Origin of the sequence: Dysgonomonas sp. UBA7630 (assembly GCF_002483985.1) — a bacterium.
Taxonomy (GTDB): domain Bacteria; phylum Bacteroidota; class Bacteroidia; order Bacteroidales; family Dysgonomonadaceae; genus Dysgonomonas.
Window position 1 is genome coordinate 92407 of record NZ_DLIY01000003.1, and the last position, 25554, is coordinate 117960.

The 25554-nt window shown below is 40.0% G+C and carries 15 protein-coding genes; 10 read left to right on the forward strand and 5 right to left on the reverse strand.

Annotation, left to right across the window (positions count from 1 at the left end; genetic code table 11):
• Positions 1-49 precede the first annotated feature (49 nt).
• Positions 50-553, forward strand: coding sequence for an OmpH family outer membrane protein (locus B3P17_RS01165; RefSeq protein ID WP_252638394.1), 504 nt, complete (start codon positions 50-52; stop codon positions 551-553).
• An 85-nt stretch (positions 554-638) separates the two neighbouring features.
• Here B3P17_RS01165 and B3P17_RS01170 read toward each other — a convergent pair whose 3' ends face one another.
• Entirely contained in the window at positions 639-4685 is a 4047-nt protein-coding gene (locus B3P17_RS01170; RefSeq protein WP_291102692.1) for a two-component regulator propeller domain-containing protein, read from the reverse strand.
• A gap of 373 nt (positions 4686-5058) precedes the next feature.
• On the opposite strand from B3P17_RS01170, the gene B3P17_RS01175 reads away from it, so the two are divergent.
• The 8 genes from B3P17_RS01175 to B3P17_RS01210 all read left to right on the forward strand — a co-directional run bounded on the left by B3P17_RS01175 (position 5059) and on the right by B3P17_RS01210 (position 19612).
• The gene (locus B3P17_RS01175; protein WP_252638396.1) at positions 5059-8184 is read left to right on the forward strand and encodes a SusC/RagA family TonB-linked outer membrane protein; all 3126 of its coding nucleotides are present in this window, start codon (positions 5059-5061) and stop codon (positions 8182-8184) included.
• A 19-nt stretch (positions 8185-8203) separates the two neighbouring features.
• Entirely contained in the window at positions 8204-9832 is a 1629-nt protein-coding gene (locus B3P17_RS01180; protein ID WP_252638397.1) for a RagB/SusD family nutrient uptake outer membrane protein, read from the forward strand.
• Positions 9833-9871: 39 nt separating this feature from the next.
• Positions 9872-10999, forward strand: a complete 1128-nt coding sequence (locus B3P17_RS01185; protein WP_252638398.1) for a SusE domain-containing protein — start codon at positions 9872-9874, stop codon at positions 10997-10999.
• 86 nt (positions 11000-11085) lie between these two features.
• On the forward strand, positions 11086-12237 hold the full coding sequence (locus B3P17_RS01190; protein ID WP_252638399.1) for a glycoside hydrolase family 76 protein: 1152 nt from the start codon (positions 11086-11088) through the stop codon (positions 12235-12237).
• Positions 12238-12243: 6 nt separating this feature from the next.
• Positions 12244-13431, forward strand: a complete 1188-nt coding sequence (locus B3P17_RS01195) for a glycoside hydrolase family 76 protein (protein ID WP_252638400.1) — start codon at positions 12244-12246, stop codon at positions 13429-13431.
• A gap of 21 nt (positions 13432-13452) precedes the next feature.
• Complete coding sequence (locus B3P17_RS01200) at positions 13453-14931, forward strand: glycoside hydrolase family 125 protein (RefSeq protein ID WP_252638401.1); 1479 nt, start codon at positions 13453-13455, stop codon at positions 14929-14931.
• 8 nt (positions 14932-14939) lie between these two features.
• On the forward strand, positions 14940-17588 hold the full coding sequence (locus tag B3P17_RS01205; protein ID WP_291102733.1) for an alpha-L-rhamnosidase: 2649 nt from the start codon (positions 14940-14942) through the stop codon (positions 17586-17588).
• Between the two features lie 80 nt (positions 17589-17668).
• Positions 17669-19612 (forward strand): glycoside hydrolase family 97 protein, encoded by a 1944-nt coding sequence (locus B3P17_RS01210; RefSeq protein WP_291102736.1) that lies wholly within the window; start codon positions 17669-17671, stop codon positions 19610-19612.
• 147 nt (positions 19613-19759) lie between these two features.
• Here B3P17_RS01210 and B3P17_RS01215 read toward each other — a convergent pair whose 3' ends face one another.
• The 4 genes from B3P17_RS01215 to B3P17_RS01230 form a co-directional block, all read right to left on the reverse strand.
• Positions 19760-20530 (reverse strand): 3'-5' exonuclease, encoded by a 771-nt coding sequence (locus tag B3P17_RS01215; RefSeq protein WP_135104567.1) that lies wholly within the window; start codon positions 20528-20530, stop codon positions 19760-19762.
• A 92-nt stretch (positions 20531-20622) separates the two neighbouring features.
• Positions 20623-21747, reverse strand: a complete 1125-nt coding sequence (gene dnaN / locus B3P17_RS01220; protein WP_135104566.1) for a DNA polymerase III subunit beta — start codon at positions 21745-21747, stop codon at positions 20623-20625.
• Between the two features lie 370 nt (positions 21748-22117).
• The gene (locus B3P17_RS01225) at positions 22118-23344 is read right to left on the reverse strand and encodes an isocitrate dehydrogenase (NADP(+)) (protein ID WP_006843862.1); all 1227 of its coding nucleotides are present in this window, start codon (positions 23342-23344) and stop codon (positions 22118-22120) included.
• Positions 23345-23373: 29 nt separating this feature from the next.
• Positions 23374-24258, reverse strand: a complete 885-nt coding sequence (locus B3P17_RS01230) for an alpha/beta hydrolase (protein WP_291102741.1) — start codon at positions 24256-24258, stop codon at positions 23374-23376.
• A 276-nt stretch (positions 24259-24534) separates the two neighbouring features.
• Between B3P17_RS01230 and trpS the strand changes: the two genes are divergently transcribed.
• On the forward strand, positions 24535-25506 hold the full coding sequence (trpS, locus tag B3P17_RS01235; protein WP_291102744.1) for a tryptophan--tRNA ligase: 972 nt from the start codon (positions 24535-24537) through the stop codon (positions 25504-25506).
• Positions 25507-25554: the final 48 nt, after the last annotated feature.

Here is a 25554-nt window from a genome sequence, read left to right on the forward strand (position 1 = left end):
ATATTTGTCACCTAAATAAAGAATAACTAATCAAATAGACTTATACACTATGTTAAAAAAACTATTTTTATTGCTGCTGATTGTTGCTCCGGTTTCAATATTTGCACAAGATAAATTGGCATTTATAAATGCAGAAGAGGTGTTCTCTAAAATGCCGGAACTAAAAGAAGTTGAATCTAAACTTGCAACAAAAAGCGAGACGATAAGAAAAAATCTGACAGCTTTAGAAAAAGAGTACAACGATAAAGTTGAGGCTTTCAAGGCAGATACAACCGGGCTTACCGAATCGATCGTACTTGACAGACAAAAACAGTTGGAAGATCTGCAAAACAGATATCAAACATTCTTGCAAACAAGCCAACAAGAATACGAAAAAGAACAACAAGCATTGATCACTCCATTGCAAGAAAAATTGAGAAAAGCGATCAAAGATGTTGGCGACGAAAATGGCTATACTTATATCTTTAATGCTGCTGCAACTCTTTATACAAGCCCTACGGCTGCTGTAGATGCTGCACCTAAAGTAAAAGCTAAATTAGGCATTACTAACTAATCTTCGTTAGTTATAAATCATACAAAAAAAGCTCTGATAGTTTTATCAGAGCTTTTTTATTGTGACTTTACTTTATATTTTCACACTACACATCATACATTTCCCTATCTCTATATTCCTTAGGTGTACACCCATACTTTTGAGCAAACTGCCTGAAGAAGGTGGCTCTGTTGGAGAATCCCGATTTATAAATTATCTCATCAATTGTCATTTTAGTATTTAGCAATAAGTTTCGGGCTATGTACAAACGGCTCTCCCGTATCATATCTGCGGGACTATCACTTTCTACTTCGCTCAACCTACGATACAAGTGACGTGGGCTCATATTCAGTTCTGCGGCAATAAACTGAGCCGAGAGTTTGCTATTCATTATATTCTTTTCGATGATATTGTAGATATCCTGAATAAACTTTGTATTCTCCTTGTGAGTCATCTTACCTTCGGATAGGTCAAATGCACTTAACGGTGAACTGAAATAGTCCTTCAGCGTCTCTTTGCGCGAAATAAGATGCTTTACAGATGTGCGCAAATAGTCTGCATTAAAAGGCTTGGCAAGGTACATCTCTGCGCCCGATGACAAACCTTCTATTTGTTCCTCTATTGTATGTTTTGCCGAAACCAATATCATCGGAATGTGTGCTGTCTTTTTATCCGATTTTATTTCCTTCGTAAGAGAGATTCCATCCCTGCCGGGCATCATAACGTCACAAATGATAATGTTAGGATGTATCTGTGTCAGCATCTCATCTACAAGCAATGGTTTATCTATAGGAATTACATTATACTCATCGGCAAATATCTCACTGATAAACCATAAGATTTCCACATCATCGTCGATAATAAAGATTGTTGGCTTCAACTTATCAAATGCATATTTCGGAAGCTCCATCATCGGTTCATAATCTTTTCTGATAGTGATTTCGGGTAAGGCCTGATTTTTATCAATCAGCACATCGGAAACTTCCTTTTGCGGTAGTTTCACAATAAAGTCGGTACGCTCATCGAGTATGCTGTTTACCTCAATCGTGCCATCCAGCAGCTTTACCATACTATAAGAGATGGCCAATCCCAAACCATTGCGGGAGAACTCTCTCTTGCCTTCACGATTCTCAAAGTCGTCGAGGATACTATATCTGTCAAAAATCCTTGTTATATTTTCGGCTTTAATTCCTTTCCCTGTATTGGATATAATCATCAACAGCTCATCGTTCTCCTGATATACTTCAACCTGTATAAACCCATTGATAGCCGTATATTTGAATGCATTCGATACCAAGTTAGACAAAATGGTATATACGAATCCCCGATCTGAATTCCAAATCAAAGAGCCTTCAATATCCTTGCTGAATTGTATGTTTTTCGATTCGGCCAAGTCGTTGAACGAGTCGCTTATATCATGCGCTATATCTGTGATCGAGAGCGGCTCTATCTGAGGAGATTTATTACCGGTTTCGATCCGCCTAAACTCGATAAGTTCTTGAATCAGGTCATTCAGGCGTTCGGCATTCCGTTGTATAAGCTGTGTATATTTCCTCACAAAACTATCGGACCCGGCATGCGACAAGATACGGTTGCAAGGGCCATATATCAGCGTCAGTGGAGTACAAAATTCATGGGCGATATTGGTAAAGAAACGCAGCTTAGACTCGTGTACTTCCTCCTGATGACGTTGTTTTATTTTCATCATCGCCTTATATTTTTTCTTCTTGTCTTTTATGATAGCTGCTCGTATAAGCAAATATATAACGGATATCACCATTGTTGCATACAACACATACGCCAACGGGGATAGATACCACGGAGGTGTTATTTTTATTGTAATCGAATATACGGGGCTTTCCTTGCCGGTAAGACGGTTCATGTACTTTATAAACAATGTGTATTCTCCCGGCGATAAACTTGTAAACGAAATATTATTAGACGTTCCATTATCAATCCACTGTTTACTCAGGTCATCCAGTTTGTAATAATATGTGTAATTATTCCCGTTTACGTAGTCGAGTGCAGTAAAAGATATAGAAAAGAAGTTTTGATTGTAATTAAGCTCAAGCGTCTCATTTTCTCCATTCGACTGTAAGAAGTCGAATATATTTTTCTCCTGACCAAAAATCATCAGATTGTCAAACTGAATGCGAGGAAAATACTCGGGCTGAGCCATACCCGTCTCCGAGATAGCCACAAAGCCATTGATGCCACCAAAGAATAAGATATCGAATTCTTCATCCTTAAAATAAGCCCCATCGCTATACTCTATAATTTGTAAGCCATTGAGATTTGAATATGTTTGAAAATTATCTTGTTCTATATTAAATTTGATAATTCCTCTATTAGTACTCAGCCAAAGATTATTTCTCTCGTCGGCCAATATACCATGAATGGTATTATTCGGAAAGCCGTTTCTTTCGTTAAATATCTTGTCGCTTCTACCCGAAACGTGCTTAACCAAACCAAAACTGGTACCAAACCAAAATGCATTGTTCGAATCTTTGATAATGGAGAATATATCATTTAGCGTTTGATTTATCCCCTTGTCGGGCACAAGCGTATCTAGTTTATGTTGATTTGTATTCAAGCTATATGCACCATATCCACGGTTTCCGAACCATAAAATAGAATCGTTTTCCTGATAGATTGTAAAAAAATAATTCTGAGAGTCTCTCCCGTCTCTTATCGTAACACGGCTTGCGTTTTTGAATACAGGAGCATTTTGAGTGCCTGCAACTGACACTTTTACAATCCCCGTACCCACTGTCGCCAGCCATAGCGTAGAGTCGTTAAGCTCACAGATGGAGTGTATGTATTTTACAGGTTCTCCGTTGGCTATCAGCGGCACTCGCTTTATCGACCTGTCGCTGTACGAATAGTAACTTAGTCCTTCTTCGCAACCAATCCACAGTATATTTTTCTTACTCTTCGCAAAGGCATATACAGAATTATCGGTGAGTGCAGTATTTCCTGTATTGCTATATTCGAGTGAGAATTTAGAAGGAGCTTGATTGAAATCATAATTCTTTATTTTCACAATCCCATCCCCCTTTGTACCTATCCACAGTGTTTTTTCTTTATCCAAAAACAAAGCTCTCACCGGCTTTTCGATATTCGCCGTAAACGTATTGAACACCGCAGACCTGATCGAGTACATATCATTCGAATACATATATACCCCTTGTCCATCGGTACCTATCCAAACCAAATCTTGATAGCGGTCATTTATTAAACAGAAAATACCCGATTTGATTCCTATATCTTCAGGCTGATAATTATCGAGCTTATCGGATACATATTTCAATCTCAACAGCCCATTGGTCTTGAATCCGATAAAGTAATCGTTGTGATGTTTTATTACCGAAGATATCTCGCCATTCTTCTGTATTATTTCTTTCAGATTCCTGACATAGTATTTTTTCTTATCGGCGAAATGGTATTCATACAAAGTGTAAGTATTATCTATAAAATAGACGATATCAGCAATACCTCTTTCGTAGAAACAATAAAGGAGATCTTCATTGTGAGAAAACAGCTTTTCTTTTTCCAGCTTTATATCGCCTTCCCTACTCTCTTTTATAAGGTATGCCGGATTAGACTGATCTCTTGTAAACACCTGAAGCTTGTTATCGGAAGTGATCACAAAATTGAGAATATCATCATATCTCAATCCTCTTAATATTATCTTCTCAAAGGTTTTGGTCTCCTTTTTATAATAATAAATACAATCATCCTCTTTGATAATACAGATATGGTTGTTCTTATCTTTTTGTATCAAATAGCGCCCTTTGAACTGATTGAAAGAATCAATCTTTTTAGTGCGTTTATCCAACCTGTTGAGCCCATAGTTTGTGTACACCCAAAGAATACCATCCTCTGTTTCCAATACATTTTCGATAAGATTACCCGACAAGTTGTTCTTCTCATCCGTTGGTTTGTATACTCGAATGCTAAGACCGTTAAACATATTGAGACCATCACAAGAGCCAAACCACAAGAAGCCGTCTTTATCCTGACAAATAGAAAGTATCGCACTGTTTGACAATCCATCATGGTTGGATATCTGGCGGAGATTATATGCATTTATATTCTGACACAATATAAGACCGATCAGAAAAAATGAAGCGTTTAACACGAATTTTTTCATGGATGTATTTTGTCCTAATTCTGATATAAGATTATGACAAAGATAAATATCTTACAGATAGTAAACGAGAAACAAATCCGCATTAACAGAAGCCACATATATAGATTTGAGACAATGTAGTATAGATTTATGACATGGCTCCAGAATTAATATTCTGCAATTGTTGCAGGTTTTAAGAAGAAGATATATTTGCTTTCGGAAAAGATGACTAATACCACTAACCTCTAAAACCTGTAAAAATGAAAAATATAACCTAAAGAGTGATCAACCTAATCCAAATCTAATTTAATCAAAATGCTCAGAATGTCTATTTCAAATTTAGACCTAAAGCGAATTAATCAAAAACAATCTTTTATTTAAATCTAACTATGGTATGATTAAGAGAAAGTACAAAAAAAACTTTGTCAGTTTAGTCTTGTCCCTGTTATTTATTGGGACACCATGCATCTTAAATGCCCAGACTGGCAATATTAATGAGCATCAACAATCACCTTCTGCAAAAAACACAGTAAAAGGAACTGTGAAAGATGAAACAGGAGAGCCTCTTGTTGGTGTTAGTGTAGTAATAAAAGGTACAACAAATGGAACAATGACCGACCTGGACGGTAATTTTTCTATTTCGTGTAACAAAAATGATGTATTACAAATATCCTATGTCGGATTTTTGACACAAGATATTACAGTAGGAAACAACTCCAACTTTCAGATAAAACTGAAGGAAGACCAAAAGGTTCTGGATGAAGTTATTGTGATCGGTTACGGTACTACTACCCGCAAAAGCGCAGTGGGTGCCGTTGATCAGGTAAAGGCAAAAACGATAGAAGAACGTCCGGTGGCTAATGTTACTCAAGCCTTACAAGGAGCTTCACCTAGTTTGACAATCCAACAACGCAGCATGGACCCGAATGACAACAACATGAATATCAACATTCGAGGGCTATCTACCATGAATAACAATTCTCCTCTGATCGTTATCGATGGATTAGTAACCGACAACTCCAGTTTGAACAAACTAAGCCCCGGCGATATTGATAATGTTTCGGTACTGAAAGATGCGGGAACGGCTGCCATCTATGGGTCACGTTCTGCAAATGGTGTTATATTGGTTACAACCAAGAGTGGGAAGAAAAATCAACGCCCTACCGTTCGTCTCGGAATGCAGCTTGGTACACAAGACCCTACCATTTTGTACAGACCGGTAGAAGGATATCAAAATGCGATATTGAAGAACCTGTCATTGACAAATGTAGGGCAAAGCGCAATGTATTCACCCGCAGAAGTACGTGACCTATACGATCACCGAAGCGAAGAGTACTGGAACTTTGACAAGATTATACAATCGGCAATGCAACAGTCGTACAATATGAGCGTTTCGGGTGGTAACGAAAATACAACTTACCTATTCTCCGGAGCGTATTTTGATCAGAAGAGTAACTTTGTTGGACCTAACTACGGTAAACAACGTTACAATCTGCGCTCAAATCTTTCGACAGAGGTAGGACGATTCAAGCTTTCTTCAATCTTATCATATACCCGCGACGACGGAAAGAAATCGGTTGATGGAAATGCGATTATCAACTCATCGCGTATACCTTCATACTACTGGACTAAAATGCAAGCCGACAATGGCAAGTATCTTGTAAATAGCTTGCTTACTGACCAAAACCCATTGGCAGGATTAAAAGAATCGGGATACGAGAAAGGAAATACCGACTACATTAATGCAAACATTAATCTTGAAGTAAAAATCATCGACGGATTGAAATTGCGTGGAGTTGTGGGAGCTGATATATACGCTTATCATCGTTTCATTAGAAGAAAAGAGGTGGATTTGTATAACAACGAGAACAATACAATCCCCGACATGAAAATGAATGCTAAGAGGAATACAGAAGATTACAATGAGAATAAACGCTTGATGAACTACCAGCTTTTGGCGGATTATCAAAAGACATTCAACAATTCTCACAATCTATCCCTGTTGTTCGGAGCAACGAACGAGTCGTATACATTCAAAAGCAATGAAGTAAAATTCATTAATACAGACCCTATCTTAGGCGTTCCGACAGAAACTCCTGAATCAGGAAAGTCTTCGCTTGAAGGCAGAAGAAAAGAAAGTATTACTTCTGTACTCGGACGTGCTTCCTACAATTATTTGGAGAGATATTACGCTGAATTCAGTTTCCGTGAAGACGGTTCTTCAAAGTTTGCGAAAGCAAATCGTTGGGGCTTCTTCCCTTCTTTATCTTTGGGATGGAGAATATCCGACGAATCATTCATGGGCTTCTATAAAGACAAACTGGGTGATCTTAAAATTCGTGGATCGTATGGTATCTTAGGAAACCAAAATATAGATCCGTATCAAACCCTTGTTACCTACAGTTTATACTCAAACACGTACGCATTTGACAATGACGTTGTAGGTGGAGCAGGATATAAATTTGGTAATGAGAACCTGAAATGGGAAAAATCAAAAACATTCAACATCGGAGCAGACTTCTCATTCCTTAGAGGAGCTCTATCGGGAACATTCGATTATTTCCACAAAACAACATCAGATATCCTTTTAGCACCACAAGTACCTACTGTATTTGGAACATCTCTTAGCTCCGAAAACATCGGAGAAATGAAAAATCACGGTTGGGAAATTACACTAAACTATCATCTGAAAACAGGAGAGTTTTCTCATGATTTTTCGGGAAATATAGGAGATTCTCAAAATAAAGTCACAAAACTTGTAGGAGGTAGGGAAATTTCGAAAGCTGACGAATACTTCATAATGAAAGAAGTAGGGCTACCATTCCGTTCTTATTACGGATATAAAATCGACAGCTACTTTAAAACAATGGAAGAAATCCAAACATCAGCCTTACCAGCAGGTATTTCATCTTCAGACCTTCGCCCGGGCGATGTAAAATATGTAGACCGTAACAACGACGGGGTGATCGACGAAAAAGACCGTTTCGTCTTAGGAAATGGATTCCCTCGTTACACATTCGGATTCACTTACAACCTAGAATGGAAAGGCTTTGACTTTAACTTCTTTATTCAAGGTGTTGGAAAACGTGATATGATGGTCCGTGGCGAGTTGGTAGAACCATTCCACTCCAATTATTCGTATGCTATTTACAAACATCAGCTAGACTTTTGGTCTCCAACAAATACCGATGCCACTTACCCTCGTTTGGCAGGAATAGGATCGGTTTCCAATTCTAACAACTATGGTATGGGGTCGGAAATCAACCGATTTGACGGAAAATATCTAAGACTGAAAAATATACAACTAGGATATACCATCCCTAAAAGCCTGACAAATAAACTGATGTTGCAAAGAGTCCGTGCATATGTAAATGCTCAGAATCTGTTTACATTAAGTAAAAACTCTTGGATCGATCCCGAATCTACCGAATTTGATTCAAACATGGGAGGAAATGCCAATAGTGCACGTAACTATCCTACCCTCAAGTATTTTGGTTTTGGATTAGACATTGAATTCTAACAAAAGAAACGATACAAAAATGAAAAAAAGACATATAATAAAATATCTGTTCTTATTGTCAATGGGAGCGTTTATATTCACAGGGTGTAACAACCTCGACCAAATGCCTTACGACAAGCATACAGATGAAACATACTGGCAATCAGTTGAAAATTCAGAACTATTGGTCAATATGGCATACAACCAAATGTATGGTGCAGGAAAAATGTGGACAGACGAAGCCTTGAGCGACAATGTTATTCAGGCCAGAGATGACAACGATCCTCGTAAAATCCGTAACGGCTTGGCAACACCTTCTCTCGGGCTATTTGCCAGCGAATGGAAATGGGCTTATGAAGGCATCAAAACATGTCATAAATACTTAGAGAATGTAGACCGTGTACCCGGTATGGACGAAAACCTTAAAGCAACAAGAAAAGCAGAGATTCGCTTCATCAGAGCCTTTCTATTCTTCCGCTTGGCTTATTTCTACGGTGACGTTCCTTTCTTCACAGAAGACATTACGCTGGCTCAGGCGAAGACCATATCACGCACACAGAAGTCTGTTGTTTTGCAGTTTGTACATGACGAACTCGACGAAATCATTGACATACTGCCTTCAAAAGGTGCGATAACCAACAAAGGACGTATAACCAATGCTGCAGCTGTTGCATTCCAAGCACGAGCTTATCTGTATGAAAACAATTGGCCAATGGTCGAAAAATATACCGATATGCTTATCAATCAGCAAGGCAAATATGGTGTTTACGAACTGTTTGGCGATTATGAAAGCTTGTTCCAATCTCAAAACAAGTATAACAACGAGGTTATTCTCGACTATGGCTATGCAACTACAAACCGCACATGGACTGAGATGTATGCACGCGTACCAATGACTTTGGGAGCTTTCTTAAACTCATGTGCACCGGTACAAGCACTTGTAGACGACTATTGGACAATCAATGGTTATACAATCAGTAAAGACCCTGCATATAATCCAAGCTCTCCATATACCAACAGAGACCCGCGCCTGACAGCAAGTGTTGTTTATGATGGATTCAATTGGGTAGATGAGAACGGAAAAGTATCAACTATACGTACTGCTTATGGAACAGGAACCAAAGACTCTTGGGAAAGTGTGAGCTCCAACAAGTCGGTAACAGGTTACTATACACGCAAGTATTTTGATCCGCAATCCAGAAAAACATTAAAAGACTATGCACAAGAGAACAATATTATCATGTTCCGTTATGCCGACGTTTTATTAATGTACGCAGAGGCAATGCTCGAACAAAACAAGATGAACCAATCGGTATGGGATGCTACCATTAAGAAAATCCGCACAAGAGCAGGATTTACAGCAGCCAGTGCCTTGAATTATCCTTCTACATTATCTACAGCCGAAATGCGTGAATTAATTCACCGCGAACGCCGCATAGAACTAGTATTCGAAGGACTGCGCTACTACGACATCGTAAGATGGAAAGAAGGAACAAAATATCTGAATGGAGTAGTGAACGGAGCTAAATTCGCAAACAACAATTCTTCGTATATAACATTGGATTCAAGAAAATTCAATGAAGGTAAAGACTATCTATGGTCGGTGCCTATCGAAGAAATAGTTAAGAACCCGAATCTAAAACCAAACAATCCCGGTTACTCCGAATAAATAACCTAAAGATTAATTAAATAGAAAAAACATACTATTATGAAAAAGATATTTTACAACATATTCGTATTGCTTTCATTTGTTATGCTAATGTCTGCATGCGGAACAGACGACATGGAATTTAAAAACGCAGATGTTACCGAAGTAAAAAAGCTATATGAGCCGGCTACCGAAAAAGCAATAAACCTTACATCAAGCGGTTCTCTTTACTTCTCTTGGGAACCTGCCATTGCCCAAGATGGCGGTGCACCTTTGTATGAAGTGTATTTTGATAAAGATGGAGGAGATTTTTCAAGCCCACTTTTCGTACTTTCATCAGATCTTAACGGATATTCCAGCGGAGCAGATATCTCTCACAAAATATTAAACAAAGTAGCAGCATTAGCAGGAGCCGAACCGGGTGAAACAATAACTTTGGCTTGGACTGTAGCTTCATCGAGAGGTATTAACCAGAAAATAAGCAAAGTAAGCAATAAGATTACAGTTACAAGAATCGAAGGATTGGAAGATCCGGGACAGGTTTTCATCACAGGAGAAGGCTCTGAGGTAGGAAGCGACTTGGGCAATGCTCTGCCAATGCACCGTTTGGGAGAAGGTGAGTACGAAGTCTATGTTAAACTTGTTGCAGGTGGCACATACAAATTTGTAGACTCCAAATCGGGAAGTCCTGCTGAATATTATATTGCAGACGGTAAGTTAAAAGAAGGTACTGAAGGTACAGCCAATACATTGAATGGTGTATATCGCATCAAAATTGATTTCGGATCAGCTTCAGCTTCTACCCCAGTGGAAATTACAGAAGTAGGATTCTGGTTCTGCCCAACAAATAGTGTTGAATGGAAACTGTCTTACCAAGGAAAAGGTGTTTGGAAAGGAGCAGGTCCTGTTACATTCAAACAAGAATCGTGGGGTAGAGACCAACGTTACAAATTCAGAGTATCACTCAAAGATTCGAAAGGTACAGAGTCTAAAGAAGATTGGGGTCCGGCTAATGCCAATGAAGATGGTACACCTTCGGGAACAGCCAGCTATTACAACTTAGCTATATACACTTCTATATCTCAATGGGATCACAAATGGAAATTTGCAAGCGACTTTGATGGAAAAACCGTTAATCTTACTGTAAAAATGGCCGGAGATACTTATACTCATGAGGTTTCTCTCTGATAAATAAAATCTGATATTAATCGGGAAGATTGACCCGAAAGAAAACCGTAGGGTCAATCTCCTTAGATATAAAGAATATGAAGCTTATGAAAAATATATATTTCGGGTTTATAGCATTAGTTTTGCTAGCCCTATCATCTTGCAACGATCCCAAGGATGAGTATTCGTACGGAACTTTGATAGAATACGATTGGAATGCCGCAGCCGATAGTGCATCTAATGCTTTGATAAATAAATTCTGGAACGAAACAGGCAACTATTTCAATTACGGAAACGACGACAAGGAACTTACATTCCACTATTGGCCCAATGCTCATGCAATGGATGTAGTGATAGATGCTTATCTGCGCACAAACGATAGTAAATACAGTGCTTACTTCGACAAATGGTTTGTGGGCGTGAAGATAAAAAACGGAAATACTTACGAGAATGCCTATGTCGATGATATGGAGTGGAACGCACTGACTATGATCCGCCTGTATAATATCACAAAAGATCAAAAATACTTAAATGCTGCTCAACAGTTGTGGGGCTGGATCAAAGATGCATGGTCTGAAGACGTAGGCGGTGGTATCAGATGGTGCACCGGATCGTGGGTAGCCTTTACAAAGAATGCTTGCTCAAATGCTCCCGCAGCCATCATCGGAGCACGTCTGTATCAAATAACTGAGAACGAAGAAGACCTCGAATGGGCGAAGAAAATATACGACTGGCAAAAACAAACGCTGGTAGTATCTTCGACAGGCGAGGTGAAAGACAATATCATTGTAGAATCGGGTGAAGTGAAAGGCTCTGCTCTTACATACAACGAAGGTACTTACGTGGGAGCAGGAGTAGAATTGTATAATATTACCAAAGATATCGTATATTTGAATGATGCAAAAAGAGCAGCCAATTATACCATCTCTACGCTTATAAACTCAAGCAGCAATGTATTGAGAGACGAAGGAACGGGAGACAATGGTCTGTTTAAAGGAATATTCATGCGCTACTTCCTCGAGCTTATCAAAGTTAACGACTTGGATGAAGCATACCGTCATAAATTTGTCACTTTCTTAAACAACAATGCCTATGTACTTTGGACTACCGGTGTATACAAAAAAGGAGAGTATGAAGACAACCTTCTGTTTGGTTCTTCGTGGGACTCTTCTCCGGTAAGCTTTACCCAACTTACATCACAAGCCAGTGGTTGTATGCTGATAGAGGCAAAAGCTGCATACGAGAATTTGAAAAAGTAAAAGATAATGAAACTTACGTACATTTTTTTATTTGCAATTAGTGTTGCCACAATAGGCTGTAGCCCAAAAGACAAAGGCAATACGAGTTCTAATCTACAGAGAGCCCAGCTAACGCTGGACTCTCTGTATCAAAATTATTCGGCACCCGATACCCGGTTGCTACGTGAAAACTATCCTTTCGATGACAAGTATACGGCTACGTATCTGGCATCGCAAGAGCAAGCGAATATTCCGAACCAATATTCGTACCTATGGCCTTACTCAGGAACATTCTCTGCTGTAAACGCCTTGTTTGAAACAACCAAGGATAAAAAATATCAGGAAATCCTTGATTCGAAAGTACTCCCCGGACTGGAAGAGTATTTCGATCAAAAGAGGAATCCACCTGCTTATGCGTCATATATAAACACTGCACCTCAGTCCGATCGGTTTTATGACGACAATGTATGGCTGGGTATCGACTTTACAGATACTTACACGCTAACCAAAGAAGACAAGTATCTGCAAAAGGCCAAAATGATATGGCAATTCGTAGCCAGCGGTATCGATTATAATCTGGGTGGCGGAATCTATTGGTGCGAACAAAAAAGAGAATCAAAAAACACATGTTCCAATGCACCCGGAGCAGTGTTTGCGCTCAAACTATTTGAGGCAACCAAAGACAGCACTTATTTTCAACAAGGGAAAACCCTGTATGAGTGGACAAAAAAACACCTGCAAGACCCTTCCGACTATTTGTACTTTGACAACATAAGGCTGGACGGAAAAATAGGTGAGGCTAAATTTCCATACAATAGCGGGCAGATGCTACAATCTGCATCTTTGTTGTATAAGCTCACAAAAGACAAGGCTTATCTTACCGATGCCCAGAACATTGCAAAATCTGCATATAATTATTTCTTTACAGATTTTACGACTTCTGACGGACAACAATTCAAACTGTTGAAGAAAAACGATGTATGGTTTATTGCGGTTATGCTTAGGGGATTTGTTGAATTATATCATTTGGATAATGACAAAACATATATAGATGCTTTCCAAAAAAATATGGATTATGCATGGAACAACATGCGTGAAGGCAACGGACTGTTCAATACAGACTGGAGCGGAAAGCAAAAAGATGAGAAAAAGTGGTTGCTTACACAAGCCGCAATGGTAGAAATGTATGGCAAGCTTGCATCTATCAATAAATGAAAAAATCAACATAAAGAAGACATGAAAAGAAAGAAAAACATTGGATTATGCGCCGTAGCGGCTGCAACATTACTAATGGGAGGAAAAGCGGCGGCTCATGACATAACTATCCGAAAGGATAATACGGTGGTAAGCTATAACGTTCCTACCGACTTTAAAAGCAACCGTCCACCCGTTGATCAAAGATTATTCAAATCGAAGGCTGTAGAAAGTGAGATAGTACGGATTAAGAAAATGATCAAAAATCCGAAACTGGCATGGATGTTCGAAAACTGTTTTCCAAACACACTGGACACCACTGTCCGCTATCGCAAAACCAACGGCAAAGACGACACTGTGGTGTACACAGGGGATATACACGCTATGTGGCTTCGCGATTCAGGCGCTCAGGTGTGGCCTTATGTGCAATTGGCAAACAGTGATCCCGAACTGAAGGCAATGCTTGCCGGAGTTATCCGCCGACAATTTAAATGTATCATTATCGACCCATATGCCAATGCTTTTCTTGATCCGCACGACCCGAATCCCGATCACCAATGGATGAGCGACATGACGGATATGAAGCTGGAGTTACACGAACGCAAATGGGAGATAGACTCGCTTTGCTACCCGATACGCTTGGCATACCATTACTGGAAAACAACAGGAGATGCAAGCATCTTTGATGAAGAGTGGTTGCAAGCGATCGAACTGGTATTACAAACATTCCACGAACAACAACGTAAGAATGGTAATGGCCCGTACAAGTTCCAACGCAAAACAGAGCGTCAACTCGATACCATGAATAACGACGGATGGGGCAACCCTGTCAATCCTGTAGGACTTATTGCATCGGCTTTCCGCCCGTCGGACGACGCCACAACATTTCAGTTTTTAGTTCCATCTAACTTTTTTGCTGTTACTTCGTTAAGAAAAGCAGCCGAGATATTGGCAACAGTAAACAAGAAGCCTGAGTTAGCAGAAAAATGTAAAAATTTGGCACAAGAAGTTGAGACAGCCTTAAAAAAATATGCTATCTTTAACCATCCTAAATACGGTCAGATCTATGCCTTCGAGGTAGACGGATTTGGAAACCAGTATTTTATGGACGATGCCAATGTGCCCAGTTTATTGGCAATGCCCTACTTAGGAGATATGGATGCTAATGACCCTATCTATCAGAACACACGAAAATATGTGTGGAGTAAAGATAATCCATATTTCTTCAAAGGAACAGCAGGGGAAGGTATTGGTGGTCCCCATATCGGATATGATATGATATGGCCTATGAGTATCATGATGAAAGCATTCACTAGCCGTGACGAAAAAGAAATTCAGAGATGTATAAAAATGCTTATGGATACCGATGCCGGAACAGGATTTATGCACGAATCGTTCAATAAAGACAACCCTGAAAAGTTTACCCGCGCATGGTTTGCATGGCAAAACACACTTTTTGGCGAATTGATCTTAAAGCAGGTAAACGAAGGTAGAATTGATATGTTAAACGCAATAAAATAAAACCTTTAATGAAAAAGAATCTAAAGCTCCTGATTGCAGTTTCCGTTATTTTAGCCTTTTTAGCAAGTGCTTGTGGCAGTGTTTCAAAAAACACTAAAATCGTAAAAACTCAATGCGAGTATTTAGATTCCCCTATAGGTATCGATGCCGAACATCCTCGTTTCACATGGGTGTTCGGTACTGATACCAAAGATTTCAGGCAAGAAGCTTACCAAATATATATAGCCAGCAGCGAAGAACTACTTGCTTCGGGCAAAGCGGATATATGGACTTCCAACAAAATAGAAAGCGCAACACCCCGTGCTATATACAACGGGGGCACAAAACTCACTTCACATACTCGTTATTACTGGACTGTAACAGTATGGGACAAGAAAGGAAAAACCCACACATCACCTATCAGCTATTTCGAAATGGCTAAAATGTCGAAAGCTGATTGGCAGGCAAAATGGATCACAGATTCGCACGACAAAGAGTTTGAACCTGCACCATTATTCAGAAAAGAATTTAAGACTACAAAGAAATTAATTTCAGCCCGTGTCTATGTCAGCGGCACAGGATATTACGAGATGTTTATAAACGGAAAAAGAGTAGGTGAAAACTTCCTTGATCCGGGTTACACACATTTCGACAAACGCATTTTATATGTTACACACGATGTAACACATCTTATCACCGAAGGAGACAACGCCATTGCGGCAGTTCTCGGAAACGGTTTTTACAACTGCCAGAGCAAAGCCGTATGGGACTTCGAAAGAGCCCGCTGGCGCGAACGCCCTAGTTTGCTGAGCGAACTAAGGCTTGTATACGATGACGGTTCTACCGACATCATATCCACAGACGAATCGTGGAAAACCAACATAGGACCTTATACATATAACAATATATACAGTGGCGACAGGTACGATGCCCGCCTCGAAGAAACAGGATGGAACACTGCCAACTTTGACGACTCTAAGTGGAGCAAAGTACAACCTTCAAAAGAACCTGCTCCGATATTAACTGCTCAGCAAATGCCGGGAATCCGTGCAGTAAAAGAGATCAAGCCAAAATCAGTAAAATCATTCGGAGATAAAATATATCTTTTCGATCTAGGAGAAAATATTGCAGGAGTTTGCCGTTTGTCGGTAAAAGGAGAAGTCGGCACGACATTCAAACTACGCCACGGAGAATTACTAAAAGCAGACGGACGACTCGAGCAAGGCAATATCAATGTTTATTATCGCCCTGAGAAAAAAGGAGAAGTATTTCAAGAAGATGTTTTTATCCTGAAAGGTACAGGAAAAGAAGAAGAATTTACACCTCAGTTCAGCTATCATGGCTTCCAGTATATAGAAGTGGAAAGTGATCGCCCTGTAACACTTACTGTGGATAACCTGACAGGATTATTCCTGCACACAGATATCCCTCAGGTGGGTAATTTTAGCAGTTCAAACAACCTGTTGAACAAGATATGGGCGGCAACAAACCAAAGTTATCAAGGCAACTTACACAGTATTCCTACCGATTGTCCTCAACGTGAGAAGAACGGATGGACGGCAGATGCACATGTTGCTATCGACTTGGCGTTGCTCAACTTTGATGGAATCACCTTGTACGAAAAATGGATGAACGACTTCATCGACAATCAACGTGAAGACGGTGTGATTGCGGGTATTATTCCATCTTCGGGATGGGGATTCGGCGACTGGCCGGGGCCTGTTTGGGATGCTGCGATGTTTATCATTCCCAATGCGCTGTACGACTACTATGGCGAGACCCGAAGCATAGAACACCTCTACCCTACTATGGTCAAATATCTGGATTATCTGAAAACAAAAGAAGTAGACGGAGGATACCTGAACTTTGGATTGGGAGACTGGGTATTTTACAAAGCTCAAACACCGAACGATTATACATCAACGCTCTACTATTATCACGACTATGTATTGATGGCACGCTTTGCCAAACTCTTAGGAAAAGATGCCACTCCATATCAACAAAAAGCAGAGCAGTTGAAAAAACTGATAAACAACAAGTTCTTCAATGCCGAAACAGGCGTTTATGCCAATGGTACTCAAACAGCTCAGGCGGTAGCCCTGTATATAGGAATAGTTCCCGAAGGAAAAGAACAGCTGGTTGCCGACAATTTGCACAAAACCGTTTCGGGGAATAATTACTTCCTCGACTTTGGGCTGTTGGGCAGCAAAACCGTTCCTGCTATGCTTACCAAATACGGATATGTAGAAGACGCTTACAAAATGGCAACCAAGACCGAAGCTCCATCGTGGGGCTACTGGGTAGAAACACAAGGATACAGCACCCTTGCCGAAACATGGACACTTAGTCCTGAGTTCCGCGATGCATCTATCAACCACATATTTATGGGAGATATCAGTGCATGGATGTACAACACATTGGCAGGGATCAATCTCGACAAAGACCAACCCGGATTTCAGAACGTAATCATCAGACCTCATTTTGTGAAAGACTTGGAATGGGTTAAGGGCGAATATAATTCTGTGAGAGGTTTGATAAAATCGGAGTGGAAGAGACAGGGAGATAAGATAAAACTTTCAGTAACCATTCCTGCCGGATCTACTGCAACGATATATGCAGACAAAGAATATACTGTAGGTTCAGGCGTTCACCAATATACAATAAAAGAGAATAAATAAGATATAAGCAGGAGATAAATGCCCGTTCGAATCCCTTGTTGGGACAAATAAAACAAACTAAACATTAATCTATAATAAACATGAAACACAACCTATTGTTATTACTATTTCTAAGCATTGCATTCAGTATAAGCGCTCAGAAAAAAGCAGAATTACAATCGCCTAATGGAGAGATAAAAGTATCTCTTAGTATTTCAGATAAGATATATTACACAATATCTTATAGCAATGATGTATTATTAGAAAATAATCATTTGAGTTTGAACCTCGGAAATGAAACGCTCGGACTCAATCCCAAACTATCGGGGCAAAAAACAAACAAAGTAAACGAGGTTCTTACCCCTGTTGTTCCTTTAAAATACTCATCTGTAAATAATCAGTATAATTCGCTCTTGCTCACTTTCAAAGGAGATTATTCTGTCGAATTCAGAGCCTTTGACGATGGTATTGCTTACCGTTTCATAACCAATAAGAAAGGAGATGTAGAAGTTCTAGGAGAAGATTTTGCTATCAATTTCCCTGCAAATTATTTACTTCATCTACAGCAGCCCGGTGGGTTTAAAACAGCCTATGAAGAATCGTATACACACGTTGAGAGCAATGAGTGGAAAGCTACAGACCGCATGTCTGTATTACCGGTATTGATAGATACAAAGAAAAAATACAAAATACTGATATCCGAATCAGATCTGTCGGATTATCCTTGCATGTTTCTTAAAGGGAATGGAGCAAACGGAGTACAATTTGTATTCCCGAAAGCTCCGCTCGAATTTGGAGAAGATGGCGACCGTAGCTTGAAGATAGTAAAGGAAGCGGATTATATAGCCAAAACAACAGGCAAAAGAAATTTTCCGTGGCGCTACTTCGTCATTACAAAAGACGACAAGCAGCTTATAGAAAATACAATGACATACAGACTGGCTACCAAGAGCCAATTGCAAGACGTATCGTGGATCAAGCCGGGACAAGTTAGTTGGGAATGGTGGAACGAAGCATCGCCTTATGGGCCGGATGTGAATTTCGTAGCCGGATTCAATCTTGAAACCTATAAATATTACATCGATTTTGCATCCAAATACGGTATCGAGTATATTATTATGGACGAAGGTTGGGCAAAAAGCACACGCGATCCTTATACTCCTAATCCGAAAGTAGATGTACATGAACTTATCCGCTACGGAAAAGAAAAGAATGTAGGCATCATACTATGGCTAACATGGTTAGTGGTAGAAAACAATCCTGATATATTCAAAACATTCAGCGAATGGGGTGTTAAAGGTGTTAAGATCGACTTTATGGATAGAAGCGACCAATGGATGGTGAACTACTACGAACGCATAGCCAAAGAAGCGGCAAAATACAATATTCTGGTTGATTATCATGGTTCATTCAAGCCTGCGGGAATCGAGTACAAGTATCCGAATATCCTTTCGTACGAAGGAGTAAGAGGCATGGAACAAATGGAAGGTTGTACCCCTGAAAATAGTGTCTATTTTCCATTCATGCGCAATGCTGTAGGCCCTATGGATTACACGCCGGGAGCAATGATAAGCATGCAACCCGAAAGATACTGCGGTCATCGCCCTAACTCGGCAAGCATAGGAACCAGAGCTTACCAGTTGGCACTGTTCGTTATTTTCGAAAGCGGACTTCAAATGTTGGCAGACAACCCTACCTTGTATTACAGAAATGAGGATTGTACCAAATTTATCACCGATGTGCCTGTAACATGGGACGAAACTCGTGCACTGGAAGCCAAAGCGGGAGAATATGCGGTTGTGGCAAAGCGCAAAGGCAATAAGTGGTATATAGGCGGTATGACAAATAACACAGAAAGACAACTTGAGATAAGCCTTGACTTCCTCAATGCCGGAACATCATATAAGATGACTTCGTTCGAAGACGGAATCAATGCCGGACGTCAGGCTATGGACTATCGCAGAAAAGAATCACACGTAAAATCGGGTGATAAGATACAGATAAAGATGGCTAGAAACGGAGGATTTGCCGCCGTAATAGAATAAGGTGAGTTATTTAGGTAACTCTTGTAAATAAAGAGCGATATTGGTTATTTAAGGAGCTGTCCCAAAAGGATGGCTCCATGCTTAAACGATCAAAAAGGCTGTCCCTGTTAGAAGAGACAGCCTTTTTAATATCATTGAATGAGGCCATTACTTTTGTATTTCCCTCAACTTGATCTTAGTTAATACTTGCTTGGTGTTTAATGGAAAATCGGCATCCATCATCCACGCATAGAAACTAGGCTCTCTTTTGAGCACCTCTGCTACCGGCTTGCCTTTATGTTTGCCAAAGTTGAACACCTCTATGCCATTCTCGTCTCTTATAATACGACCCGCAAGGTCTACATTGTTGTTGAAGAAAGAGAATTCCGCAGCCAGCTTTTCCATATCGTTTTCCAGATCAGGATATTTATCCAGCTGTGCTTTCAATACTTCGTAAGTAGCAAGTGTGTCTGCTTCAGCCGAGTGAGCATTATCCAAATTCTTGTCGCAATAGAACTTATATGCGGCTTCGAGCGTGCGTTGTTCTTTCTTATGGAAGATGATCTGCACATCTATCATTTTACGTTTTGAGAAGTCGATATCCACATCAGCACGAAGAAATTCTTCCGCAAGGAGAGGAATATCGAAACGGCTCGAATTGAACCCTGCCAAATCACAACCTTCCATCTGATCGGCCAAAGATCTGGCAATCTGCTTGAACGTCGGGCAGTCTTTCACATCTTCGTCAGATATACCATGTATAGCAGTTGCTCCTGCCGGAATTGGCATTTCCGGGTTGATACGTCTGGTCTTCATCTCTTCTTTCCCATTGGGATATACCTTCAGATAGGATAGTTCTACAATACGGTCTTTCACCGTATCTGTTCCGGTAGTTTCCAAGTCAAAGAATATGAGCGGATTCCTCAGATTTAGTTCCATAAGCTTTTTTATTAAAAAACTTTATCATCCCTCTCTTTTACAGAAGAATGATAAAGTTGTCATATATCTATTTTAGTTATCTATTACTTTCCTTAGTCGTTGAGCATCATTGGCATAAGCAGCATCAACAAGTCTTCATTCTCTTCATTTTCGGCAGGAATAATAAGCCCTGCACGTGAAGGGTCTGACAGTTCGAGTGAGATATCAGACGATGGGATATTGTTCAGAATATCGATAAGGAAACTTGACTTAAAACCTATGCTCATCGGTGTTCCTGTATAATCGCATGGAATAGTTTCTTCGGCGGCTGTAGAGAAATCTATATCCTGAGCCGAAACGATAATATTCTTGTCAGACAGCTGCAATCTGATGAGGTTACTTGCCTGATTAGAGAATACCGAAACACGTTTCAATGCATTGAGGAATGACAAACGATCGAGAATTACTTTGTTCGGGTTATTTTGTGGAATTACCGAATTATAATTTGGATAACGACCTTCTATAAAACGGCAAGTCATTGTATAGCTCGACATTTTTATATAGGCATTATTCTCATCGAATTTGATTTCTACTGTTTCAGATTCTTTTGGCAGAATAGCACGAAGTAAGTTTGCCGGTTTCTTTGGTAGAATAAACGAAGCACGTTCTGCTCCCTTTGCCGACAATGTTTTGCAACGTACCAACTTGTGTCCGTCAGATGCTACGAAAGTAAGATCTTCGGTGCTGATATCGAAGTAAACGCCATTCATCACCGGACGAAGCTCGTCGTCTGCACTGGCAAACAATGTGCGGTTGATACCCGAAAATAAAACCTGAGGCTCGATAGTCAGGCTAACGGCTGTTTCTTTCAACTGTTTAGGTTGAGGATAGTCTTCACCGTTTTGTCCGATAAAGTTATACTTACCGTTATGAAAGAAAATAAATGTCTCCAGATTGTCGCTATTGATCTCAAATGTAAGCGGTTGGTCAGGCAATTCCTTCAATGGATCCAACAGATTCTTTGCATTCACTGCGAACTTTCCATTACCGTCAGCCTCGTTCACTTCAAGAGAAGTAACCAAACGTGTTTCAGAGTCTGCTGCTGTAAGAGAGAGGGTAGAACCTTCGAGCTCGAGCAAGAAACAATCTAAAATAGGTAATGTATTCTTTGAATTGATCACCTTGCTTATTGCCTGCAAGTGACTTAATAATGCTGTACTGGAAACAACAAATCTCATATTTTCAGTATGTTTAAAGTTTTATTTTCAAATAATATTAATAGAGCAAATATAGTTATTTTTTATTACTTCTATCACCTTTATTTTGTTATAATCATCATAAAAATGAACTTGTAAAACTACCGGTCTATTTTCCTTCCTTTATCAAAAGGTGACAAAAGTGACAGATATTTTATATATTTTCTACTGTCACTTTTTCTTTTGTTGGGTACAACTAAGTCTTTAATAAAAATAGTTGTCGTATTTTTTCATCGTCTTAGGGGATTTGCAATCCCCATTATTTACTTATCATTGCCCTTAGGATTGCAAATCCTAAGGAACGAGTACTTAATCTATATTAAGATAATTTACTTCCTATTTATTAATAGGATTACACCCCCAACTTTTCTTTCAACCCTTCGGCTATCGCATCCAAGAAATCTTCTGTATTCAGATAATCGCCTCTGTGCATGGTGTCGCCATATACTAGCAAAGCAAGGTCTTTTGTCATCTTCCCTTTCTCTACCGTTTCTATACAGACCTCTTCCAGTTTTCTGGTAAAATCAACGAGCGCCCAATTTTCATCTAGTTTCCCTCTGTGAGACAATCCTCTTGTCCATGCAAAGATTGAAGCTATAGGGTTTGTTGATGTTTCTTTCCCTTGCTGATGTTGGCGATAGTGACGTGTCACCGTTCCGTGAGCAGCCTCAGCCTCCATTGTCTTGCCGTCAGGAGTAAGCAATACAGAAGTCATTAAGCCTAACGATCCAAAGCCTTGCGCTACTGTATCGGACTGAACATCTCCATCGTAATTCTTACATGCCCAAACAAAACCGCCATTCCATTTCAAGGCAGCAGCAACCATATCGTCTATCAAACGATGCTCGTAGGTAATGCCTGCTTTTTGGTATGCTTCCTTATAATCTTTTTCGTATACTTCCTGAAAAATATCTTTGAAGCGTCCGTCGTAAGCTTTCAATATAGTATTCTTTGTAGACAGGTACAATGGATATTTCTTTTGTAACGCCAGCTTGAAACACGAATGAGCAAACCCATAGATAGACTCATCGGTGTTGTACATTGCCAAGGCTACGCCATCCCCATTATAGTCGTACACGGTATGGGTTTGAGGTTCTCCCCCTTCAGGCGTATAAGTAATAGTAAGCTTCCCTTTTCCCTTTGTAACAAAGTCGGTCGCTTTATACTGATCGGCGTGCGCATGACGCCCTATAATGATTGGCTTGTCCCATGTATTCACCAAACGAGGGATATTGCTCATAATAATAGGTTCGCGGAATACTGTTCCGCCCAGTATATTACGGATTGTTCCGTTCGGAGACTTCCACATTTTTTTCAAACCGAACTCCTCTACACGAGCCTCATCCGGAGTGATTGTAGCACACTTGATAGCTACATTATATTTCTTAGTTGCCTCAGCACTGTCTATTGTCACCTGATCGTTTGTAGCATCACGGTTTTCTATACCCAGATCAAAATATTTGAGGTCTACATCCACATACGGGAGTATCAACTTATCTTTTATGTATTTCCATATAATGCGGGTCATTTCGTCCCCATCCATCTCCACAACGGGATTCGTCACTTTTATCTTTTGCATATTGATATTTATTTAAGTGATATTATTATTTATTTTGCTTGTATATCTTTCAGCCACATTTGCAGCAAGGTGAGCATCTGTGTATGATATTTAAAATTCTCTCTCATTCCCCAGCCATGTCCTCCTTCGGGGAATATGTACATTGTAGCCGCAATATTATTCATTTTCAGAGCATCGTAATAGCTGATACTATTGGCGGGTTGCACACTATCGTCATCGTCGCTAAGCAACAATATTGCAGGAGGCGTATTTACATTCACTTGTTTCTCATTCGAAAAAGTATAAGTATCCGCTTGTGAAGCATTCTCTCCCAACAGATTATATTTAGATCCGCCATGTGTAGCTACCTGCATGGTAATAACGGGATAAAAAAGAATGGAAAAGTCGGGGCGTGTACTTACTCCCGATGTGGCAAAATGGGTAGAAGCCGTTGCTGCAAGATGTCCTCCGGCCGAGAAACCCGCAATACCAATTTTATCCGATTTTATTCCCAATTCGGCAGCATGCGACCTTACATAGCGCATTGCTTGCCATGCATCATCTAACGGAATTTCTTTATGTTTGTTCGGCATCCGATACTTGAGGATAATACCTGCAATACCCTGTTTGTTGAGCCATTGTGCAAATTGTACCCCTTCGTGGTCGAAAGCCAGCCCTGCATATCCTCCTCCGGGGCAGATAACGACTGCAGCGCCTGTCTTATTCGCACCATCAGGCAAGTAGACATGAAGCTCGGGAACAGAAACATTGGTAAGCCACCCGCTACCTTTGTCATACTTCTCAGGTTCGGTGATACCGTTAACTGTTGGCGGATTCCCTTCCCATAATTTCACTACTTTTTGTGCACTCATAGACACGGATAAAAACAGAGACAGGATGCCCCCAAACACGAATATTCTTTTGCGCTTCAACATATATCTTTTGATTAATGACATGACATTGTTCAAAGATAAAGAAATTAGGTTTTAAATCAAATACACATCACTGCCTGTTTAGATTTTTTACGGAAGGAATTTTTGAGAATTCTTTCCAAAACTTCTCCTTTCAGCGCTCTTTTGCCATTCCGAGGTACGAAGAACGAAAATTTCACCGTGGAATATTTCATCCATTTGTATTACACAAGTTGTGAATATATACCAACCCGTTTATAGATTTTGACTATATTTGTGCCTTAAAAAAATATTTAAAACATGGAAACAGTACTAAGCGGTATCCGTTCTACCGGAAAACTGCATCTAGGAAACTACTTCGGTGCTTTGAGGAATTTCACAAGAATGCAACATGAAAACAAATGCTTCTTCTTCATAGCCGACTATCATTCGCTGACAACCCATCCCGATCCGAAAATACTACACGGAAACGTAAAGAACGTATTGACAGAATATCTTGCGGCAGGTATCGACCCCGAAGTATCGACAATATACGTACAAAGCGATGTGACCGAAGTATGCGAACTATATTTGCTACTGAACATGCACGCCTATATGGGCGAACTTTCGAAGACCGTTTCGTTTAAAGAAAAAGCCCGCAAACATCCCGATAATGTAAATGCTGGACTATTGACATACCCTACCCTGATGGCTGCCGATATCCTGATGCACAATGCAGACAAAGTACCTGTCGGAAAAGATCAGGAACAGCACTTGGAAATGACACGCAAATTTGCCCGTCGCTTCAACAATATGTATGGTGTAGAGTATTTCAAAGAGCCTGTAGCTTACAACTTTGGAGAAGAGCTGATAAAAATACCGGGACTGGACGGCAGCGGCAAGATGGGAAAATCGGAAGGGAACTGTATCTATTTGGACGAAGATGCTAAGAGCATTGAGAAAAAAGTAAAACGTGCACTTACCGACGAGGGACCAAAAGAACTGAACTCAGTAAAACCGGATTATATAGAAAACCTGTTCACCATACTAAAAGTGGTTTCTACCGACGAAGTAGTGCAACATTTCGAAGACAAATGGAATACATGCGAAATTCGTTACGGTGATCTTAAGAAGCAATTAGCCGAAGATATTATCAAGGTAACAACACCGATACGTGAGCGCATACAGGATATTCAAAACGATGATGCTTATCTGCACAAAGTAGTAACCGAAGGGGCGGAAAAAGCACGTGAAAGCGCACGCAAAACAGTTAGAGAAGTACGTGAANNGTGAAATAATGGGATTTAAAAAATTCTAAGATTTCTCCGAAATAATAAGATG